The 17472-nt window shown below is 68.0% G+C and carries 21 protein-coding genes and 1 tRNA gene; 9 read left to right on the top strand and 13 right to left on the bottom strand.

Annotated elements, in window-relative coordinates:
- Positions 1–56: 56 nt before the first annotated feature.
- Together ACFWJ8_RS12155 and ACFWJ8_RS12150 are read right to left on the bottom strand one after the other, a co-directional pair.
- Positions 57–329 (bottom strand): hypothetical protein, encoded by a 273-nt coding sequence (locus ACFWJ8_RS12155; protein WP_378811652.1) that lies wholly within the window; start codon positions 327–329, stop codon positions 57–59.
- A 100-nt stretch (positions 330–429) separates the two neighbouring features.
- Positions 430–765, bottom strand: coding sequence for an ATP-dependent DNA ligase (locus tag ACFWJ8_RS12150; RefSeq protein WP_378811650.1), 336 nt, complete (start codon positions 763–765; stop codon positions 430–432).
- Between the two features lie 839 nt (positions 766–1604).
- Here ACFWJ8_RS12150 and ACFWJ8_RS12145 point away from each other — a divergent pair.
- On the top strand, positions 1605–2315 hold the full coding sequence (locus ACFWJ8_RS12145) for a DUF1345 domain-containing protein (protein WP_378811649.1): 711 nt from the start codon (positions 1605–1607) through the stop codon (positions 2313–2315).
- A gap of 260 nt (positions 2316–2575) precedes the next feature.
- Here the strand turns inward: ACFWJ8_RS12145 and ACFWJ8_RS12140 are convergent, their stop codons facing one another.
- Positions 2576–3166, bottom strand: coding sequence for a hypothetical protein (locus ACFWJ8_RS12140; RefSeq protein ID WP_378811647.1), 591 nt, complete (start codon positions 3164–3166; stop codon positions 2576–2578).
- Between the two features lie 140 nt (positions 3167–3306).
- Between ACFWJ8_RS12140 and ACFWJ8_RS12135 the strand changes: the two genes are divergently transcribed.
- On the top strand, positions 3307–3918 hold the full coding sequence (locus ACFWJ8_RS12135) for a TetR/AcrR family transcriptional regulator (protein ID WP_378811645.1): 612 nt from the start codon (positions 3307–3309) through the stop codon (positions 3916–3918).
- A 36-nt stretch (positions 3919–3954) separates the two neighbouring features.
- Here ACFWJ8_RS12135 and ACFWJ8_RS12130 read toward each other — a convergent pair whose 3' ends face one another.
- Together ACFWJ8_RS12130 and ACFWJ8_RS12125 are read right to left on the bottom strand one after the other, a co-directional pair.
- Positions 3955–4164 (bottom strand): hypothetical protein, encoded by a 210-nt coding sequence (locus tag ACFWJ8_RS12130; RefSeq protein WP_378811643.1) that lies wholly within the window; start codon positions 4162–4164, stop codon positions 3955–3957.
- A 243-nt stretch (positions 4165–4407) separates the two neighbouring features.
- Complete coding sequence (locus ACFWJ8_RS12125) at positions 4408–5040, bottom strand: flavodoxin family protein (protein WP_378811641.1); 633 nt, start codon at positions 5038–5040, stop codon at positions 4408–4410.
- A gap of 239 nt (positions 5041–5279) precedes the next feature.
- Between ACFWJ8_RS12125 and ACFWJ8_RS12120 the strand changes: the two genes are divergently transcribed.
- Both ACFWJ8_RS12120 and surE read left to right on the top strand, forming a co-directional pair.
- Positions 5280–6245 (top strand): 1-phosphofructokinase family hexose kinase, encoded by a 966-nt coding sequence (locus tag ACFWJ8_RS12120; RefSeq protein ID WP_378811640.1) that lies wholly within the window; start codon positions 5280–5282, stop codon positions 6243–6245.
- Positions 6242–6988, top strand: a complete 747-nt coding sequence (gene surE / locus ACFWJ8_RS12115) for a 5'/3'-nucleotidase SurE (RefSeq protein WP_378811638.1) — start codon at positions 6242–6244, stop codon at positions 6986–6988. Before ACFWJ8_RS12120 ends, surE begins: the two co-directional genes overlap by 4 nt.
- A gap of 50 nt (positions 6989–7038) precedes the next feature.
- Here the strand turns inward: surE and ACFWJ8_RS12110 are convergent, their stop codons facing one another.
- A complete protein-coding gene (locus ACFWJ8_RS12110; RefSeq protein WP_378811637.1) occupies positions 7039–7923 on the bottom strand; it encodes an SDR family oxidoreductase in 885 nt (294 codons plus the stop codon).
- A gap of 257 nt (positions 7924–8180) precedes the next feature.
- Here ACFWJ8_RS12110 and ACFWJ8_RS12105 point away from each other — a divergent pair, with 257 nt between their 5' ends.
- Entirely contained in the window at positions 8181–8309 is a 129-nt protein-coding gene (locus tag ACFWJ8_RS12105; protein WP_378811636.1) for a hypothetical protein, read from the top strand.
- Between the two features lie 112 nt (positions 8310–8421).
- Here the strand turns inward: ACFWJ8_RS12105 and ACFWJ8_RS12100 are convergent, their stop codons facing one another.
- Positions 8422–8742, bottom strand: coding sequence for a hypothetical protein (locus ACFWJ8_RS12100; RefSeq protein WP_378811718.1), 321 nt, complete (start codon positions 8740–8742; stop codon positions 8422–8424).
- Positions 8743–8912: 170 nt separating this feature from the next.
- Complete coding sequence (locus ACFWJ8_RS12095) at positions 8913–9227, bottom strand: hypothetical protein (protein ID WP_378811634.1); 315 nt, start codon at positions 9225–9227, stop codon at positions 8913–8915.
- Between the two features lie 576 nt (positions 9228–9803).
- Between ACFWJ8_RS12095 and ACFWJ8_RS12090 the strand changes: the two genes are divergently transcribed.
- Positions 9804–10739, top strand: a complete 936-nt coding sequence (locus tag ACFWJ8_RS12090; protein WP_378811632.1) for a CPBP family intramembrane glutamic endopeptidase — start codon at positions 9804–9806, stop codon at positions 10737–10739.
- A gap of 14 nt (positions 10740–10753) precedes the next feature.
- A complete protein-coding gene (locus ACFWJ8_RS12085; RefSeq protein WP_378811631.1) occupies positions 10754–11701 on the top strand; it encodes a CPBP family intramembrane glutamic endopeptidase in 948 nt (315 codons plus the stop codon).
- Positions 11702–11717: 16 nt separating this feature from the next.
- Here ACFWJ8_RS12085 and ACFWJ8_RS12080 read toward each other — a convergent pair whose 3' ends face one another.
- The 5 genes from ACFWJ8_RS12080 to ACFWJ8_RS12060 all read right to left on the bottom strand — a co-directional run bounded on the left by ACFWJ8_RS12080 (position 11718) and on the right by ACFWJ8_RS12060 (position 14741).
- Complete coding sequence (locus ACFWJ8_RS12080; protein WP_378811630.1) at positions 11718–12431, bottom strand: AIM24 family protein; 714 nt, start codon at positions 12429–12431, stop codon at positions 11718–11720.
- Positions 12432–12762: 331 nt separating this feature from the next.
- A complete protein-coding gene (locus tag ACFWJ8_RS12075) occupies positions 12763–12990 on the bottom strand; it encodes a hypothetical protein (protein ID WP_378811629.1) in 228 nt (75 codons plus the stop codon).
- Positions 12991–13210: 220 nt separating this feature from the next.
- Positions 13211–13648, bottom strand: coding sequence for an alternative ribosome rescue aminoacyl-tRNA hydrolase ArfB (arfB, locus tag ACFWJ8_RS12070; RefSeq protein WP_378811628.1), 438 nt, complete (start codon positions 13646–13648; stop codon positions 13211–13213).
- A gap of 172 nt (positions 13649–13820) precedes the next feature.
- A tRNA-Arg gene (locus tag ACFWJ8_RS12065) sits at positions 13821–13896 on the bottom strand.
- Between the two features lie 44 nt (positions 13897–13940).
- Positions 13941–14741 (bottom strand): SGNH/GDSL hydrolase family protein, encoded by an 801-nt coding sequence (locus ACFWJ8_RS12060; protein WP_378811627.1) that lies wholly within the window; start codon positions 14739–14741, stop codon positions 13941–13943.
- Positions 14742–14902: 161 nt separating this feature from the next.
- On the opposite strand from ACFWJ8_RS12060, the gene ACFWJ8_RS12055 reads away from it, so the two are divergent.
- Together ACFWJ8_RS12055 and ACFWJ8_RS12050 are read left to right on the top strand one after the other, a co-directional pair.
- Positions 14903–15766, top strand: coding sequence for a transglutaminase family protein (locus ACFWJ8_RS12055; RefSeq protein ID WP_378811626.1), 864 nt, complete (start codon positions 14903–14905; stop codon positions 15764–15766).
- Positions 15767–15804: 38 nt separating this feature from the next.
- Positions 15805–17472: an arginine--tRNA ligase gene (locus ACFWJ8_RS12050; RefSeq protein WP_378811625.1), complete on the top strand. Its 1668-nt coding sequence runs from the start codon at positions 15805–15807 to the stop codon at positions 17470–17472.

Genomic DNA, 17472 nt, shown 5'->3' with positions numbered 1-17472 from the left:
AGACGGCCCGACCGCCGGCGCACCTCGCAGCGCCGGCGGTCGGAGTCTTTGCGGCGTCAGCCGAGCAACGGCGGACCGCCGTCGGACCAGACGGCGTCCGGGGCGAGCTCGGTCACGTCCGTCACGTCGTCGGGGATGGGCACGATCGCCAGCGGTACACCGTCCGTGAGCAGCAGGTATGCCGTGCGCATCATGCCTTCGCCGTCGTTGACCTCGAGCCAGTACCTGCCGTGCTCGACCCCCGTCTCGATCTCCTCGCGCAGGTCGTCGAAGCGGCGCCCGCCCACGCTGTAGTGCTCGCCGCCGTAGTAGATGTCGATTCGCTTCATCACCGCTCCCGGTTGTGTCCTGAGATTCCACCGCGTCCGGCGCCCGTCGCGACAACGCCTTGACAAACGGCGGTCCGGCTGATCGGGCGCATGCGGGACCTCACGGGATGTCGTGGTCGGGCGCGCCGTTCGAGGCGGACGCCGCCGGTTCGGGCACGAGATACAGCCCCGACTGGGAGTTGGCGGTGAACGCGAGCGCGTCGACCCACGCCGGGTTCAGCTGTGGCTTGCGCCCGCCGTAGAACTTATAGACGAGGGTGCAGGCGGGGTGGAGCCACACCGTGGTCCGTCCGTCGCCGATGCTCGCGTCATCCCGCCACGTGAAGTGGAACGGTTCGCCGCGGCGCAGCTTGTTGCCGATCACCAGCTGCAGGTGCGCGAGTGTCCGGTCGTCGAAATCGACCTTGATGGTTCCTTCGTAGATCAGTTTGCCCATGGCACGCCTCTCGGGACGTCGCCGGCGAAACAAGCAGTGGGGGCCGCTAGAGGAGATCGCCGATCGACGCCGTCCGCGATCCTCTGTCGAATCCGGGGGAATGACGACCCCCTTGACGCCGGGGCGCCTCGTGTGGAAACCGGTGCGCACCCCGGTGCGAGGCACAGGGATCACGCCTGTGCATGCGAGAACGCCGGTCCTTGCGGACCGGCCTTCCTCTATCTGTGCGCCCGACAGGAATCGAACCTGCGACCTTTGGTATCGGAGACCGCATTAGGGCTACGCGGGCGAGATGCCTATCGTCAGAATCCGCGCAATTACGGGCAAGTGGGTTCATCTCGATCAGGCCAATCTGCCCCGATCTCCGCGAAGTGTTGTCAGAGTGCTGGCACGGAATCACGCGCTGCTCACGTTTGCGGCCTCGCGGACCCCAGCGAGAGTCCATCTGAATGTCCCTTGAGGTTCGTCGGCCGCGGTCACCAGGACCGCCCGCGGGACCGCGGCCTCGATCGGCGACGGACTCGGCCGCTTGGGCGGAGCAGTCGCGCCCTTCGTCGTCCTGCCGATGATGATCAAGGCCGGCGCGGTCGCCGCTGGCATCACGATGTTCGTGCTGCTGACCGTCGCCGCCATTCTCATCCGCCTCGACCTGCGGACGAAGGACCGGTCTCTCCTGGAGATCAACAACGGAGGCGTCCTGGCGGGATCCCGCGTGACGGGATACCGGCGGAAGCCATCAATCGAGATGCGCGGCGGGCGCATTCCTGCAGTGTACGCAGGAGGATCCAAGCGCCGGGACGCGGACGATACCGCGCGACCATTCGGACTGCTTATGGCGGATGCCGTTCGAGCAGTACCATCACGGCATGCCACCGGTGGTCGATCCCGCGCCGCGATTGGCCCACGAGGGTTTCCGCAACCTCGTAGCGCTCGGGATCGGCGCCGTCGTCGCGATCATCGCGCTCCTGACATACAGCTTCGTCGTGCCCGTGCGCTTGACGGTCGACACGGTGACACTCACCGTCTTCGTGTTCTGGATCGGGTACTCGCTCGCCTTTCTCGCCCTCACGCACGGCATCTTCGGCCGAGCTGATGCGCAGACGCTGCGCGCCTGGCTGTCGGCTACGAACAGCACGCGCCGCAGCGTCGCGATCCCGACATACACGGCCCTGTGGGCGGTGCTGGCAGCGCTCGCCGTCGCCCTAGTGCTCATCCTTCCCGGACTGCTCGATAGCGTGCTCGCGAACGCGCTGAGTTTCGTCGTGGTGATCACCGCGTGGCTCGTCACTGTCACGGCCTACGCGATGCACTACGCGCGTCTGAACAGCCAGGAGGAATCCATCGAGCTGCCGGGAGAGCGTGGAGACGGTCCTGTCTTCGCCGATTACTACTACCTCGCCGCGCAGCTCGCGACGACGTTCTCGTCGTCGGACGTCAGCATCGTGACCACGCGCGCGCGGCGCATCGTCACGGGACAGACCTACATTGCCTTCGCCTTCAGCACATTCATCATCGCGATGCTGATCAGCGTGCTCTTCCTGACCGACTGAGCCGCGGCAGCGGCGTTTCAGCCGGTGGAGCGCGGTCCGAGGTGCCGAGTGCGACCGGTCGTACAGAGATGAACACCGGCCGCCTCGGTTGCGGGCTGGTGCCCGTCGCGAACGCGGCCGTCTCGGTGAGATCCACCGGATCGCGCACCCTCTCCCGCGCCAGCTCGCCCGTCGGGGCGTCGCGGACGTCTCAAGGACGTGGCCGATTGCCGGCGGCACGACTCTCTTCCCCGCCCGCTCGGGAGCCTCCGAAGCCGCTGTCATGGTGTCAGTGCGACGAACGCCACAGCGACGGCGACGAGGATGTCGAGGGCGGCGCAGAACAGGGCCAGACTCCGGTCGACGACCCGCCGCGCGCGGAGGTGGTAGAGGTCCCATCCGGCGTGGGCGATCAGCGCGACCGAAACCAGCAGTGCGCCCGCTGTGGGAGTGAGGAGAATCGCGGCAACGGCCGTCGCACCCAGCACCAGCATCACCACCGCTTGCAGCGGCATCCCATAGCGAGGCTTCGTGGACTTCGTTGCCAGCCCGACGATGAATAGCCCGAGCGCGAGCGCGAGGATCCACGGTGTCGCCGCGAACCCGGTGAACTTGTCGATCGTGATGAGCGGGAGCGTGAGACCGAACGCGAACCAGGCCATCCACGGTCGCCGGGTCGCCGCTGCGGCGAGGTAGACGAGACCCGATGCGGCCACGACGGGGGCGACGTCGCGACCGTCGCCCATCTGGTACACGGTCGCCGCCGCCACCAGCACTCCGAGCACCACGGGCCAGGCCGTCCGCCACAGCCCGCGACCTGGCGCCGCGGCCGCGGGGGAGTCGTGCGCAGCCGCCGTGTTCGCCGCATCCATCGCCCGCTCCAATCATTTCTCGTACATGCATGTTCAAGTTAGAGAAAATGTACACTGGTGTTCGAGATATGGGAACGGTCCGGCCGGTGACGGGATCAGGGATGCCACGACCGATGCCCGTCGGCGAAGGAGAGACGATCGTGGCGAGCACCGACACCACAAAGAGTGGTGACGCTGATGTGCCGGTGACGGGGCGAGCCAGACGCGCCGACGCGCGGCGTAACGTCGAGTCGATCATCGACGCGGCCACCCGACTGCTGGCGACCGACCCCGACGTGAGCCTCGCCGACATCGCCGCGGAAGCAGGTGTCGGCCGCATCACCCTGTACGGGCACTTCGACTCGCGTGCCACGCTTCTGCGTGTGGTGGCGGAGCGGGCGATCGCCGACACCGAAGGTACGCTTGCCACCATCGATCTCGACGGCGACCCGCGCGACGCGCTCGCACGCCTCCTCGTCGTGACCTGGCACCAGACCCACCGGTTCGGTGCGCTCGTCGTCGCGGCTTCACATGCGCTCACCCCCGACCAGCTCCAGCGCGCCCACGACGAACCCGCCGCGCGGGTGCGCGCCCTCCTCGAACGAGGCCGCGCGGCCGGACAGTTCCGCAAGGACGGCCCGATCGCCTGGCAGCTCACCGTGATCCAGGCGATCCTGCACGGCGCATCCGAGGCCGTGTACCGCGGAGAGGTCACGCCGGATGACGCCCCCGTACTCGCGCGCGACACCGTCATTGCCGCGCTCACGCCCTGAGCTGCCGTCACGCCTGGCGCACGCACCAGGTCATCTTCAGCGTGTGTTGCGCCTAGAGCGCAGGAAGAAGCCTGCGATGACGGTCGCGATCCCCAGAACGAGGAGAGTCCAGAACCAAATAGCGAGTCCCACCAAGTAGCCGCAGTCTCTGTCAGACCCGCAGTCCGCATCGTTGAACCAGACGAGGAAAGCGATCACGACGAACGCGACGCCGGCCAGCATCACGAACAGCCAGAGCTTCTGCATGGCGATGAACGTAGCAGCGTGGAAGGGCGTCCGATCAGGGGAACGTTGTGAGGCGCCCCGGAGCAGGCGGCTCCTTCCACTTGACATTGCGCACCGACGATTCGTGGGGACCGTCAGCGACATCCAGGTCGATGACAATGCCGAGCCCGCATGCTTGCGGACTGGCCTTCGGGCGGCGGCGCCTGTGCGAGTCGTTCGTGTTCCGCGCGACCCCACCGCACATCGTCGCGCCGGCGCCTGCCGCTATCCCTCGGCCGGCGGGTACGGCCGCTCTCGGAGGAGCCGAGCCAGGTGAGTCGCGTTGCGTGCGAGCGTTGCGGTGGCTTGACCGACGGCATCCGGAGTTCTCGGAAGGTCTTTGTAGTCGACGCTCTGCATCGCTTCGCCGACCCAGTAGGTTCCCGCTTGGGCTGGGATGGTGAAGCCTACGTCATTGAGGGCCTGGAACATGTCCGCGATGATCTTGTGGGCGCCGTCCTCGTTGCCGACGACGGCGACCGCAGCCACTTTGTCGAAGAGCTCGGGGCGCCCACGCTCGTCCGTCTCTGCGAGCTCGGCGTCAAGCCGTTCGATCACTCGCTGGGCGACGCTTGACGGGTGTCCCATCCACACCGGCGTGCCCAGCACGACGATGTCCGAGGCGAGGAGTTTCGTGCGGATCGCGGGCCACTGATCTCCGTCGCCCATATCGGTTTCCACGCCGGGACGGACGTCCAGTTCGGCGATACGCACCTGGTCGCCCTCGGCGCCGTGCTCTCGCAATGCGGTGAGAACCTCTTCCAACAGTTTCGCGGTGCTCGACGACTCCCCATCCGCCTTGAGCGTGCAGTTGAGAGCCAGGGCACGCAGAGCCGGCTGGCTCGAGGTGTCAGACATAGAGCGTTCCTCTCGTCGGTGTTGGGACGCTAGGTGCTTTCGGCGGGTGCGACGAGGGGGTTGACATGGATCGGGCCGACCGGCCGACGTCCCCCGAGAACATGTGTGTCCCGCCAGTGCGCACTCCCTTCCTTGCGTTTCCTGGTCCACGACGCAAGGCCCTGTTTCCCCTGGGGCACGCACCCTAGCGTCGAGGCATGAGCGACGTGACGATCTTCGCCCCCTCGCCGACGCTGACCGTGACCATCGAGGACCACCCGTTCGGCGCGGAGGTCCACGTCCACGCGGGTGGGCAAGGGGTGTGGCAGGCGCGGATGCTGCTGCGGCTCGGCGTGTCGGTCACGATGTGCGCGGTGCTGACGGGCGAGACGGGCCGAGTGATGCGGCATCTGCTCGAGGACGAAGGGATCGATGTCTCGGCCATCGAACGCGAGGGTCGCGGCTCGGCGTACATTCACGACCGCCGAGGCGGTGAGCGCATCGCCGTCGTCGAGGACGAGGGGGAACCGATCGGCCGCCACGAACTAGACGAGCTGTACGGAATGATGCTCAAGGAGGGGATGGCGTCGCACGCTGTCATCCTGAGCGGCCCGGCGGGGGAGGAGGCCCTGCCCGCCGATACCTACCGGCGCCTCGCATCCGATCTCCGCGATACCGGGACGCTGGTGCTGGCGGATCTCGCCGGTGAGCGGCTCGCGGCCGCCCTGGAGGGCGGGGTCGACGTGCTGAAGGTGAGCCACGAGGAGCTCATCGATGACGGGCTGATCCCGGACGACTCGCTGCACGAGATCATGGGCGCGATGAGGGCGCTGCGGGACCGTGGCGCGGCGGTCGTCGTCGTGTCGCGATCGAGCGACCCGCTGCTGTTGCTCGACGAGCACGGCTTTCTCGAGGTGCGTACCCCGGAGCTCGAGGTGGCGGACACTCGTGGAGCCGGGGACTTGCTCACCGCAGGGATCGCGGCGGGCCTGGCGACAGGCGAGTCCGCACGGTCTGCGGTGACTCTCGGCGCGGCGGCCGGCGCCATGAACGTCACCCGTCACGGGCTCGGGTCGGGCGATCGCGATGCCATCGGGCGGTTGCGCGAGAAGGTGTCGGTCCGGCCGATCGCCGACGAGCTGGATGCCGACATCGAGCAGCCGGTGACAGGACGGGTCAGTCCCGACGGGCTGGTAGCCCTCCTGGAGACAGAGGACGAGCAATGACACGTGTGCTCGTGACGAACGACGACGGCATCTCTGCCCCCGGTCTCCACGTGCTCGCGCGGGCCGCCCGGGACGCCGGCCTCGACGTCACGATCGCGGCGCCGGCGGTGCAGTCGAGCGGGTCGAGCGCCTCGATCATGGCCGAGGATCACGACGGCCGGATCGCGGTGGAGCGACGCCGGCTCGCCGGACTGGCAGATGTTCCGGCGTTCGCGGTCCACGGCGGTCCGGGGCTCATCGCCATGATCGCGGCGCGAGGCGCGTTCGGGAATCCCGCCGACGTGGTGTTGTCGGGCATCAACCATGGGGCGAATGTCGGCCGCGCGATCCTGCACTCGGGGACCGTCGGGGCGGCGCTGACCGGCGGGCTCAACGGCGCGTGGGCGATGGCGATCTCGCTCGACGTGGGCATGCGGCCGGACGCCTTCCACTGGGATGTGGCGGCCGGTGCCGCACTGCAGCTGCTGCCGGGGTTGCTGCGCAGCCCGAGGTCGACGGTCATCAACGTCAACGCACCCAACTCGGCCGAGAACCTGGGAGTCCGCCAGGCGACACTCGCACCGTTCGGCATCGTGCAGACGACGCTCACCGAGCGCGACGAGCACCACATCCGCCTCGCTGTCGAGGATCTTCCCCACACGCCCGACCCGGGGACGGATGCCGCCTACCTCGCCGAGGGATGGGTGACAGTCACCGGGCTGGATCCGGTCTCGCACGTCCGACTGCCTTTCCTCGACGGCTAGTCCTGTTCGTCCGCGAGCGGACACCTACATTGCGAACGGCAGCCTCGGCGCTAGAGTCCTTTGCCCCCGGTGACGGGAAGCACGGCGCCCGAGACGAATGATGCGTCGTGCGACGCGAGATACACATACGCTCCCGCGAGCTCCGCCGGTTGACCGGCCCGCCCGAACGGCGTGTCCTGGCCGAACGTCGCGAGCCGTTCGGCATCCCATCCGGTGGCGGGGATCAGCGGCGTCCAGATCGGGCCGGGCGCGACGGCGTTGACCCGGATGCCGCGCGGCCCGAGATCTTCGGCGAGGGCTTTGACGAACGCGACCTGCGCCGCCTTGGTCATCGCGTAGTCGAGGAGCCCGGGCGACGGCTGAAACGCCTGGATGGACGAGGTGACGATGATCGACGCGCCCGGCTGGAGGCGAGGGATCGCCGCTCGCGCGGTGAACATCATCGCGTACAGATTCGTCCGGAAGACCCGGTCCAGCTCGTCCGTCGTCAGATTCTCCAGACCGTCCCGGTCCTTCTGATAGGCGGCGTTGAGCACGAGGATGTCCAGGCCGCCCAGGTCACCGATCGCATCGTCCACGATCTGGGCGGCGAAGTCCTCGTCGCGGATGTCGCCGGCCAGCGACACGCCGCGACGGCCGGCCACGGTGACCAGATCGACGGTGGCATCGGCATCCTCCTGTTCTTCGGGCAGGTGCACGATCGCGACATCCGCGCCCTCGCGTGCGAAAGCGATCGCCACCGCACGGCCGATGCCGGAATCGCCGCCGGTGATCAGTGCCCGTCGATCCGTCAGGCGGCCGGTACCGCGGTAGGAGTCCTCGCCGTGGTCGGGTGTGGGGCGGGTGCGATCGATGAGACCCGGCTGCTCCTGCTCCTGGTCGGGGAAGCCGTCGTCATGGTGAAGTGTCCGCGGGTCGGTCGTCGGTCGGGTCATCGTGTTGTCCTCCGCAAGTCTTCGGCAGGTTCGCCACGAACCTAAACGCCCGATCCCTGCCGCAGCGATGGGGTTGACACGCTGACTGCGGTGGGTCGTCGCTGCCTTCGGGTCTGCCAGCCGTGGGCGGTCCGCCGGGGTGCGACAACGCCGCTGCGCAATGGTCGGAGTGCGAGGTCCAGCCGGGCAACGAGATCGCCACGGCGACTCCAGAATGTCGAAGAGCCGAGCGTCACGGCGGTGAGCGACGAGGACTGGTGGCGTGGATCGACGCACTGGCCTACATAGCCAATACCCCGAGCGGCCTGTATCTCGTGCCCGAACCACCCGAACCGCCGGCCCACGACGACACCACCAATGAGCTGAGCGTCGTCGGCAGTCAGTAGATGCCCGGTGTGGCTCGTGATCGCACCGGTCGTGAGGATCTCCATACGGGAGCATTCAGAGGGTCGAGTCTCCACGGCGGCGGACGCCTACGCTCGCGGTGGGTGGCTCCACTCAGTCTTCGCCTGAGGGGTCGTCGAGAACTTCGTCGACGAGCAGGATGCCGCCGGACGTGTTCGCCGAATGCGCGAGCTTCTCGATCCATGCCCGGCTGAGCTCCGGGGGCTCGGGGTCATCGAAGACGAACATCAGCGGGATCGAGGGGTGCAGCCAGATCGTCGAGCGGCCCCGCGGCTCCTCTTCGGGATGCTGCCAGGACAGCGTGAAGCTCTCGTTACGGCGGAGCTTGGTGGCGATCACCACTTTCAGATGCGCGAGCGCCCGATCCTCGATGTGGATCGGCGTGTCCTGCGCCCCGTAGTAGAGAGTTCCCACAGGAAGGACGCTACCCGCTGACTGCCCCATGGTCATCTCGCCGTCACGCGTGAGGGGTAGCGACCACGATTCGATGAGCGGATGATCAGGATCGGAGCATGTCGGCAGGCCCCCGCTCCGCTCGTGGATGCCACGCCGCGTCGGCATGCTCCCTGACTGGTCGGTGTGCTCTAGATCGGGTCCAAGCCCTCGACGATGCGATTGACGTCGATGTCATAGCTGCCGCCGAATGGCGCTTCCACGTCGCCGGTGTCGCGTTCGTCGAAGAGCACGGTCTCGACGGTGAGTATGATCCGTTCACGCCCGTCGAGGAACGCACTGACCGTCCGATTCCCGACGACAACGAAGTCCACGAACGCCCCACCCGAGTGAATGGCAGCGCCGATCCGCTGCTTCAATTCCTCGGGGTCGTGACCTTGCGCCAAGAGATAGTGCGCCTCTCCGAGCGCGATGGATGTCTGCACCATCGTCTTCTGCTCGCTCATGCCAGCGACCCTAGACCCCGAACTCCAGATGGTCGACGGGGTTGCGAACTGTAGAGGAGCGTCACACGGGCATGAACGCGGCGGGCGACGAGGTTCGACCAGTGACGCTCTTGACCGGGATCTGCGCGAAGGGCTTACGAGTCGGTCGGGGACGACCAGGGGCCGCGAGGACGGAATGTCCCGCGACCCATACTCCCGACTGGTGCCCCCGACAGGAATCGAACCCGCGACCTTGGTACCGGAAACCTCATTCAGGGCTCGGGGAGCGCGTCTCTAGCGTCAAAATCCGCGCAATTGCGGGCAAGCTGGGTCCGTGTCGGGCGGGCCGATCTGCCCCGATCTCCGCGACGTGTTGTCAGAATGTTGTCACGGATCCTTCGGTAGACGCTTCCCGCGGACATCCAGGTGGCGGCACGAACACGTCGGTATCGCGCTCGGCCAATCGACGGAACCGCGCTGTCACTCCCTCAGCCACGCCACGGTGCGACGCGTTCGAGGCTGAGGTCGAGTCGTGCGATAGCGTGAGGCCACCAGCACCGCTCCCGCCTGTCGTTCGCCCCCCCAGCAAGGAGACTGATGTCTGTTCGCACCACACCCTTCGTTCAGGATGCCGCGACCGGGAAGCGGGTGACGCCGTGGTGGCTCGCCTACATCATCGTGTTCCTCGTGCTGATCCTCGGCGTCCAGTCCGCTGTTCTCGCTGTGTTCTCACAGGTGTGGCCGGTCGGCCGGGGCACGCCTGAGGCCCAGCTGCAGGAGATGATCGGGTTCGCGGCGGCAGGCATCGTCCTCGTCCTGTGGGTGGTGCTGTTCGAACGCCGCAAGATCCGCACGCTGGGCTTCCGTCGTCCCGGACGTGGGCTCGTCACCCTCCTCGTGGGCTTCGTCGCCGGTCTTGTGCTGCTCTCGATCCCGACGCTGTTCCTGTGGGCGACCGGCGCGTACGTCCAGGTGGACCCACCGGCAGGCGCGAACAGCGGTGCCGGCGCGGCCGGGCTCCTCGTGCTGCTGGCGCTCACGTTCGTCGTGCAGGGCGGCGTGGAGGAGCTCCTCACCCGAGGGTTCCTGCTGCAGAACGGCGGACTGAAGTTCCCCGGATGGCTGGCAGTCCTGCTGCCCGCGCTGCTGTTCACCTTGATCCACGGCGTGCTGATCCACCCGCTGCCGTTTGCGATGATCTTCCTGTTCGCGCTGATGGCATCGTTCCTGGTGCTGCGCACCGGTGCGCTGTGGCTGGTCATCGGGATCCACGCGGGCTGGAACTTCACCATGGGCAACATCTACGGCGTACCCGTCTCAGGGCTTCCTCCGCTGACGACATCGGCGATCTTCCTGGAGCCCGCCGCCGACGCGCCCGATTGGCTCACCGGTGGCGACTTCGGCACCGAGGCCAGCCTCCCCGCGGTGATCGTCCTCCTCATCGCCGCAGCGGTCGCGTTCATCGTCTACCGCCGATGGGACTCTCGTGGCGACACCGAATTGCCGTCCCTGACGGTCGCCGGCACGGCCTGACTCCCGAGACTCCGATGCCGATCCGTGACACCCCGTTCGTCCAGGACGCCGCTACCGGCAAGCGCGTCACCCGCTGGTGGATCGCGTACCCGCTGGTGCTGCTGGGGATGATCTTCATCGTCCAGTTCGGCCTCATGGGGGTGTTCGAGCTCACACTGCACCCGGAGCCGGGGTCTCCTGAGGCGCAATGGCTCGAGATCCCCGCCGGCCTCATCCCCACGGCGCTCATCATCCTCTGGGTCGTGCTCTTCGAACGCCGCCACATCAAAACCATGGGGTTCCGGCGGCCCGGTCGCGGGGTTCTCCTGCTCCTGCTGGGCATCCCGATCGGGGCGCTGATCATCTCCGTCCCGATCCTGCTTCTCTGGGCGACCGGCAACTACCGGCTCATCGACCCACCGGCCGGCACGACGGCCGGGTCCTCTGCGCTACTGCTGGTGCTCGTCCTCGTGCTGACGCACGTCGTACAGGGCGGCAACGAAGAGGTCCTGATCCGCAGCTTCCTGATGCAGAACTCCGCGCTGCAGATGCCCGGATGGCTCGCGATCGTGCTCCCCGCTCTCTTGTTCACGCTGATGCACGGGGTGCTCACCAAGCCGCTGGGCTTCACGACGATCATGATGTACGCGATCTTCGCCGCGTTCATCGTGCTGTGGCAGAACTCGCTGTGGCTGATCATCGGCATCCACGGCGGCTGGAACTGGGCCGAAGGCAACGTCTGGGGCGTCCAGGTCGACGGCATCAACGTGCAGAAGACCGGGCTCATCTTCCTTGAACCCACCGACGGCGCCCAGGTGTGGGTCACCGGTGGAGGCTTTGGCCCCGAGGGCGGCGTCATCGGTGCCGTTTGGCTCGTCGCGCTCGCGGGCATCGCCTACCTGCTCTACCGCCACGGCCGCCGACGCGCCGCAAGCGCGGCGCCCGCGAACACGACCCCGGAGGACTCCGTCCGGGAGTCGTGACAGGGGCCGCGGGGCGTCAGCTGTTGTTTGACGAGGACGACTTGTCGGGCAGGTAGGGCTCGATCGCCGCGGCCAGCTTGGCGGGCGTCATCGACTGCAGCCAGACGTGCCCGGGTCCGTGAAGCTGAGCAAGGAACATCGAGTCGCCGAACAGCTTGTTCTTGATGCCCTTGATGCTCGCGAACTCCAGTTGCATGTTCGCGCGGAACAACGCCAGGTGACCGGGGTGGATCAGCAGCGACTGGCCCGCCTGCAGCTCGTACTCGACGATCTCGCCGGCGAGCTGCACCCACGCCGTGCCGGTGCCGGTGAGCTTCTGGAACACGACGCCGGCGCCGCCGAAGATGCCGGCGCCCAGTTTCTTCTGCAGGCCCACCGACACTTCGAGATCCGGAGTGCTCGCCATGTACGAACCCGACTGCACCATGTATTCGTCGGCAGCGTCGATCGCCAACTCCCGGATGGTGCCGGGCAGTTGCGCCGCGAAGGCCACGAAGCCGCCCGAGGCCGAGGCTGTGTACTGGGTGAGGAACAACTGCCCACCGCCGACGATCCGCTTCAGACCACTCATGAAGCCGCCCTGGCCACCGGACCCGAACCCGGTCGACGTCTCGATGTCGAACCCGGGTGTCAACCAGGACACATCACCGCCCTCCGCGATGATCCGTTCACCCCCCGCCAGAGTGATCTCCAGCACGGGCATCGTGGTTCCGGCGATCTTCGTCTCCATGCCGCCAACGTATCCCGACCAGAACGGCAATCCTGGGAGCTCCGCGGGCACGGTGGGCCCAGGAAGAGCCGGACCGGCTAGAGGGAGAATTCATGGATTTGCGCCGCTCGCGCGGGCGGCCGCTCCTGGCTCGCCCGCGAGATAAGCAGTCGCTATCGCTCGGCCCGAGCAACCCGATCGCCAAGTCGCGAGCCTGCCTGGGCACAAGCGAACGTGCCGACCGCGTGCAGACCGCGACGCCGATGGGATCGCCGCTACCAACCTCGCAACGAGGGGCAGGGCATGGGAGCTGTCTCCGCCCTACCCCTCGCCTGACCGTCAAGCTATCCGGTCACCACGTGTACGTGACCCGCCAGAATCCGTTGTGCTGGTAGTTGCAGCTCACCAGGATCTTCGCGCCCTGTGCGCGAAGATCGGCCTGCCCTGCTTGGCACTTCGCGAGGGTGGTGGCCCGGTAGTAGAGGTCGGCAGCCGCAGATGCGGGTGCTGCGGTGAGCAGCACTCCGGCGAGCACGCCAACGGTGGCGATGGACGCAATTGAGGCACGGAACTTCTTCATCGATCTCCTTCTCATGGTGGGCTGTCGGCGCTTGTACCGAGGGCCGACAGCCCAGCATGGCATCGTGGATCGTGGCGGCCCGCTCACTTGCGTTGCGGCTGTGGAAACGCGGTGGCGGTTCTCGAAGCGACGGGTCTGCGAATGAGGTGTCGCATGTCCCTGATGTGGCGCATGGTTGGTTCGTTCGGCCGCTCCTGCCGCTGATGGTGGCTGTCAGAGGTCAATCGTGGGGTGGTCGACGGAGCTGCTTCACGTCAGTGCGATGCTTCTTGGCCTTCAGACGTCGTTCTTCTGCGCCTCGACTGGGTTTGGTGGGTCGTCGCGTCGGCGGGGGTGGGCGGAGGGCGTCGGCGACGACCGTGGCCAGTCGCGCGCGTGCGGCATCCCGATTGCGCAATTGCTCGCGGTGTTCGGATGCCGTGATCGTCAGCACTCCGCCCACCAGGCGGCCGCTCAGGTGCGTGAGGAGCCGCTCTCGTTGTTGAGGGGAGAGGGCGGCTGAGGATGCTGCATCCCAGACGAGTTCGGCTCGTGAGCTTGTGGTGTTCACACCTTGTCCGCCCGGGCCCGAGGAACGCGAAAACCGCCATGACAGCTCGGACTCGGAGATGGTGACCCTTGCGTTGATGCGAAGCCCGGGGCGGTGGACGGCCGGCATGAGTCCATCATCTCTCTGCTGGCGAGGGCGCTGTGGCGAATGTGGCCGGCGGGTGCAGCGGATGCCGTGGCGGACAAGCTCGATCAGGCCAAGCGTGTCTCAAGTGTTGTCAATGTGTTGTCACGAGAAAGGGGCCGCGAGGACTGAATGTCCCGCGACCCCTACTCCCGACTGGTGCCCCCGACAGGAATCGAACCTGCGACCTTTGGTACCGGAAACCAACGCTCTATCCCCTGAGCTACGGAGGCGTGCCGATCGAGGTTACCATCCCGGAACGGGCGTCCCCGCCAGGTCAGGGGGCGTCGGCGGCGAGCGCGGGCTGCTGCTCGAGCCGCTTCAGGTCGTCGGCGAGCCGGCTCGCGAGATACGCGTGGCCCGCGGTCGAGGGATGGTCGTTGCCGACCTCCGTGGTGTCGATCACGTCGAGGTAGTTCGCCTCGGTGATCCAGTCCTCGCCGATCGGCGAGATGTACCACCAGCCGCGCGCCGAGGCCAGCTCCGCCAGGTCCTCGTCGATCGCCCGGGTCGGCTCCTCGACGGGCAGCACCTGCGGCGCCGGGCCGAGGATCACGATCTCGGCATCGGGGAAGCGCTCCTGCAGGGCGTCCCACGCCGACGTGACGGCATCCCGGTATCCGGTCGGATACGCGCGACGGTCGTTGATCGAACCCTCGACGATGATCACGTCGGGGTCGAGAGCCGGATCGAGGGCGGCGATGCGCTCGCCGTAGGCGGGGCCGTCGATCCCGGGCTTGAGGTAGCCGCTGCCGCGCACGCCGTCGACGACGGTCTCGACCGCCAGCTCGTCGGCCAGCAGGTACGCGAAGCCCAGGGTCGGCACGGTCGCCGCCGACCCGTACACCCACGAGTCCCCGAATACGAGCACGCTCGCGTCGTCGTCGATCACGAGGGGCGCGGGAGGGGCGGATGCCGCGACTCCCGCATCGTCGGCGGCCGCGGTCGCCGGCACCGCCGGTTCGGTGGTGCCCCAGGGCCGGACGACGGCCACCGCGCACACCGCGGCGACGGCCAGCGCGACGCCCGCGAGGGGCAGCCACAACCGCCGTGCGCGGAGGCGTCCGGGAGCGTGCATGCGAAGAGGGTACGTCAAGACTCCGCGAACGTTCGCATCGGCCTGTGAACAGGAGAAAATCCCTGGTCGGCGAGCTCGGTCGGGAGCGCTTCCAGCACACTCCCGGCGGACCCCCGGCGGCCCCGCACGAAGCGGCCTCCGCGGCGTGCGAGGATACTTCGGTGCAACGCGTCGTGACCGCTCAGATGGACCTCGAATTGGGGGCCTCCGTCGACCTCATCCTGCAGCTGGCGACCGCCCAGGGCGTGCCTGTGTCGAACGAGTCGCTGACGTTCACGCAGGGCGATCGCGTCTACACGCCGACGGAGATCGTCGACCAGCAGGGGAGCCGTCTGCACCGCCTCACGGGCGAGCCCGGACGCCTCGAGATCCGCTACGAGGCGACCGTCGACGGCCAGGCGGCGACGGGTCGCACGAGCGACCTCGAAGCGATCACGTACCTGCGTCCGAGCCGCTACGCGCAGTCCGACGAGGTGTTCCAGCAGGCGCGCCGCCAGTTCAAGGGGCTGTCGGGCCACGACCTCATCGCCGCCGTGTCGGAGTTCGTCTCGACGAGCACGACCTACACGCCCGGCCTCAGCCACGGCACCGACAGCGCGGTGACCACCCTCATGACGGGGCAGGGCGTGTGCCGCGACTACGCGCACGTCGTCATCGCCCTGCTGCGGGCGATGGACATGCCCGCGCGGTACGCCGCGTGCTATGCGCCCGGCCTGCGCCCGATGGACTTCCACGCGGTCGCCGAGGCCTACCTCGACGGCGCCTGGTACGTCATCGATGCGACCCGCCTGGCCAACCGCCGCGGACTGGTCCGCATCGCGACGGGTCGGGATGCCGCCGACTGCGCGTTCCTCAGCTATTACGGCGGCTACGTCGGCCTCAAGCGCCTGCGCGTGGACGCCTGGGTCGTCCCGGACGCCGTGACGGACGGCCTGGAGATGCTCTCGGGCCTCACGGACGAGGCGGTGCCGCCGGCATCCGATCCCTCGCTCGACGACTTCGGTGCCCTCGTCCAGATCGCCTGAGCGGGCGCGCGAGGGCGGGCAACTAGACTTGTCGGTCTATGAATCCTGAAGCCCTCTCCGCCGCTCTGCTCGCCGTCGTCGCCCCGCTCGCCGAGGCGCGACGACCCGGTGCGGCCGACGGGCTCACCACCGCCGACTTCGTGCTCGACCGGCCGAAGAACCGCGATCACGGCGATTGGGCCTCCAATGCCGCGCTCAAGCTGGCCAAGGCGGTCGGCGCGAACCCGCGCGAGTTCGCGGCCGAGATCGCCGACGGCCTCGCGGAGGTCGACGGCGTCGCGGGCGTCGAGGTCGCCGGACCCGGGTTCATCAACATCCGGCTGGATGCCGCCGCCGCCGGTGCCCTGGCGAAGACCATCGTCGACGCCGGGGCCGCGTTCGGCACGAACGACTCGCAGCGCGGCAACACGATCAACCTCGAGTTCGTGAGCGCCAACCCGACCGGTCCGATGCACATCGGCCACACCCGCTGGGCGGCGCTCGGCGACTCGCTGGCGCGACTGCTGCTCGCCAGCGGCGCGACGCTCGTGCGCGAGTTCTACGTCAACGACGCCGGAGCCCAGATGGAGCGGTTCGGCCGTTCGGTGCTGGCGGCGGCGAAGGGCGAGCCCACCCCCGAAGACGGCTACCCGGGCTCGTACATCGACGACCTCGCGCAGCGCGTGCTCGCGGCGCACCCCGATCTGCTGTCGCTGCCGGACGACGAGCAGCTCCTCGTCGCACGGGACCGGGCGTACGAGCTCCAGCTCGGCGACCTGCAGGCGTCGCTGGAGAAGTTCAACGTGCACTTCGACGTGTTCTTCAGTGAGCGTACGCTGCACGCCCAGGGCGCCGACGGCGAGCCGAGCCTCGTCGACGAGGCGGTCGACCGGCTGCGCGAGCAGGGCCACGTGTTCGACGACGAGGGCGCCGTCTGGGTGCGCACCACCGACTTCGGCGACGACAAGGACCGCGTGATCCGCCGCTCCAACGGCGAGTACACCTACTTCGCCGCGGATGCCGCGTACTACCTCAACAAGGGCGACCGCGGCTTCGCGCACAAGATCTACCTGCTGGGCGCCGACCATCACGGCTACGTCCACCGTCTGAAGGCGCTGGCGGGTGCCGCGGGCGACGACCCCGAGAAGGACATCGAGGTGCTCATCGGGCAGCTCGTGTCGGTCAACGGTGCACGTCTGTCCAAGCGCGCCGGCAACATCATCGAGCTCGACGACCTGCGCGAGTGGCTCGGCACGGACGCGCTGCGCTACTCGCTGGCGCGGTACCCCGCCGACTCGCCGCTGACGCTCGACCCCGAGATCCTGCGCAAGCGCACCAACGACAACCCGGTGTTCTATGTCCAGTACGCCCACGCGCGCACGCACAACGTGGCCCGCAACGCCCACGGCTCGGGCGTCGACCGCTCCGAGTTCGCCCCCGAGCTGCTGACGCACGAGACCGAGTCGGCACTGCTGGGCGCGCTGCAGGAGTTCCCGCGCATCGTCGCGTTCGCCGCCGAGGTGCGCGAGCCGCACCGCGTCGCGCGCTATCTCGAGGAGCTCGCGGGCCTCTACCACCGCTGGTACGACAACTGCCGCGTCATCCCGCTGGGCGATGAGCCTGTCGAGGCCGTGCACCGCACGCGGCTGTGGCTCAACGACGCCACCGGCCAGGTGCTGCGCAACGGGCTCGATCTGCTCGGTGTCGCCGCTCCGGAGCGGATGTAG

This window comes from Microbacterium sp. NPDC058389, from assembly GCF_042722305.1.
Lineage (GTDB): Bacteria > Actinomycetota > Actinomycetes > Actinomycetales > Microbacteriaceae > Microbacterium.
This window is presented reverse-complemented; position numbering and strand designations above follow the sequence as displayed.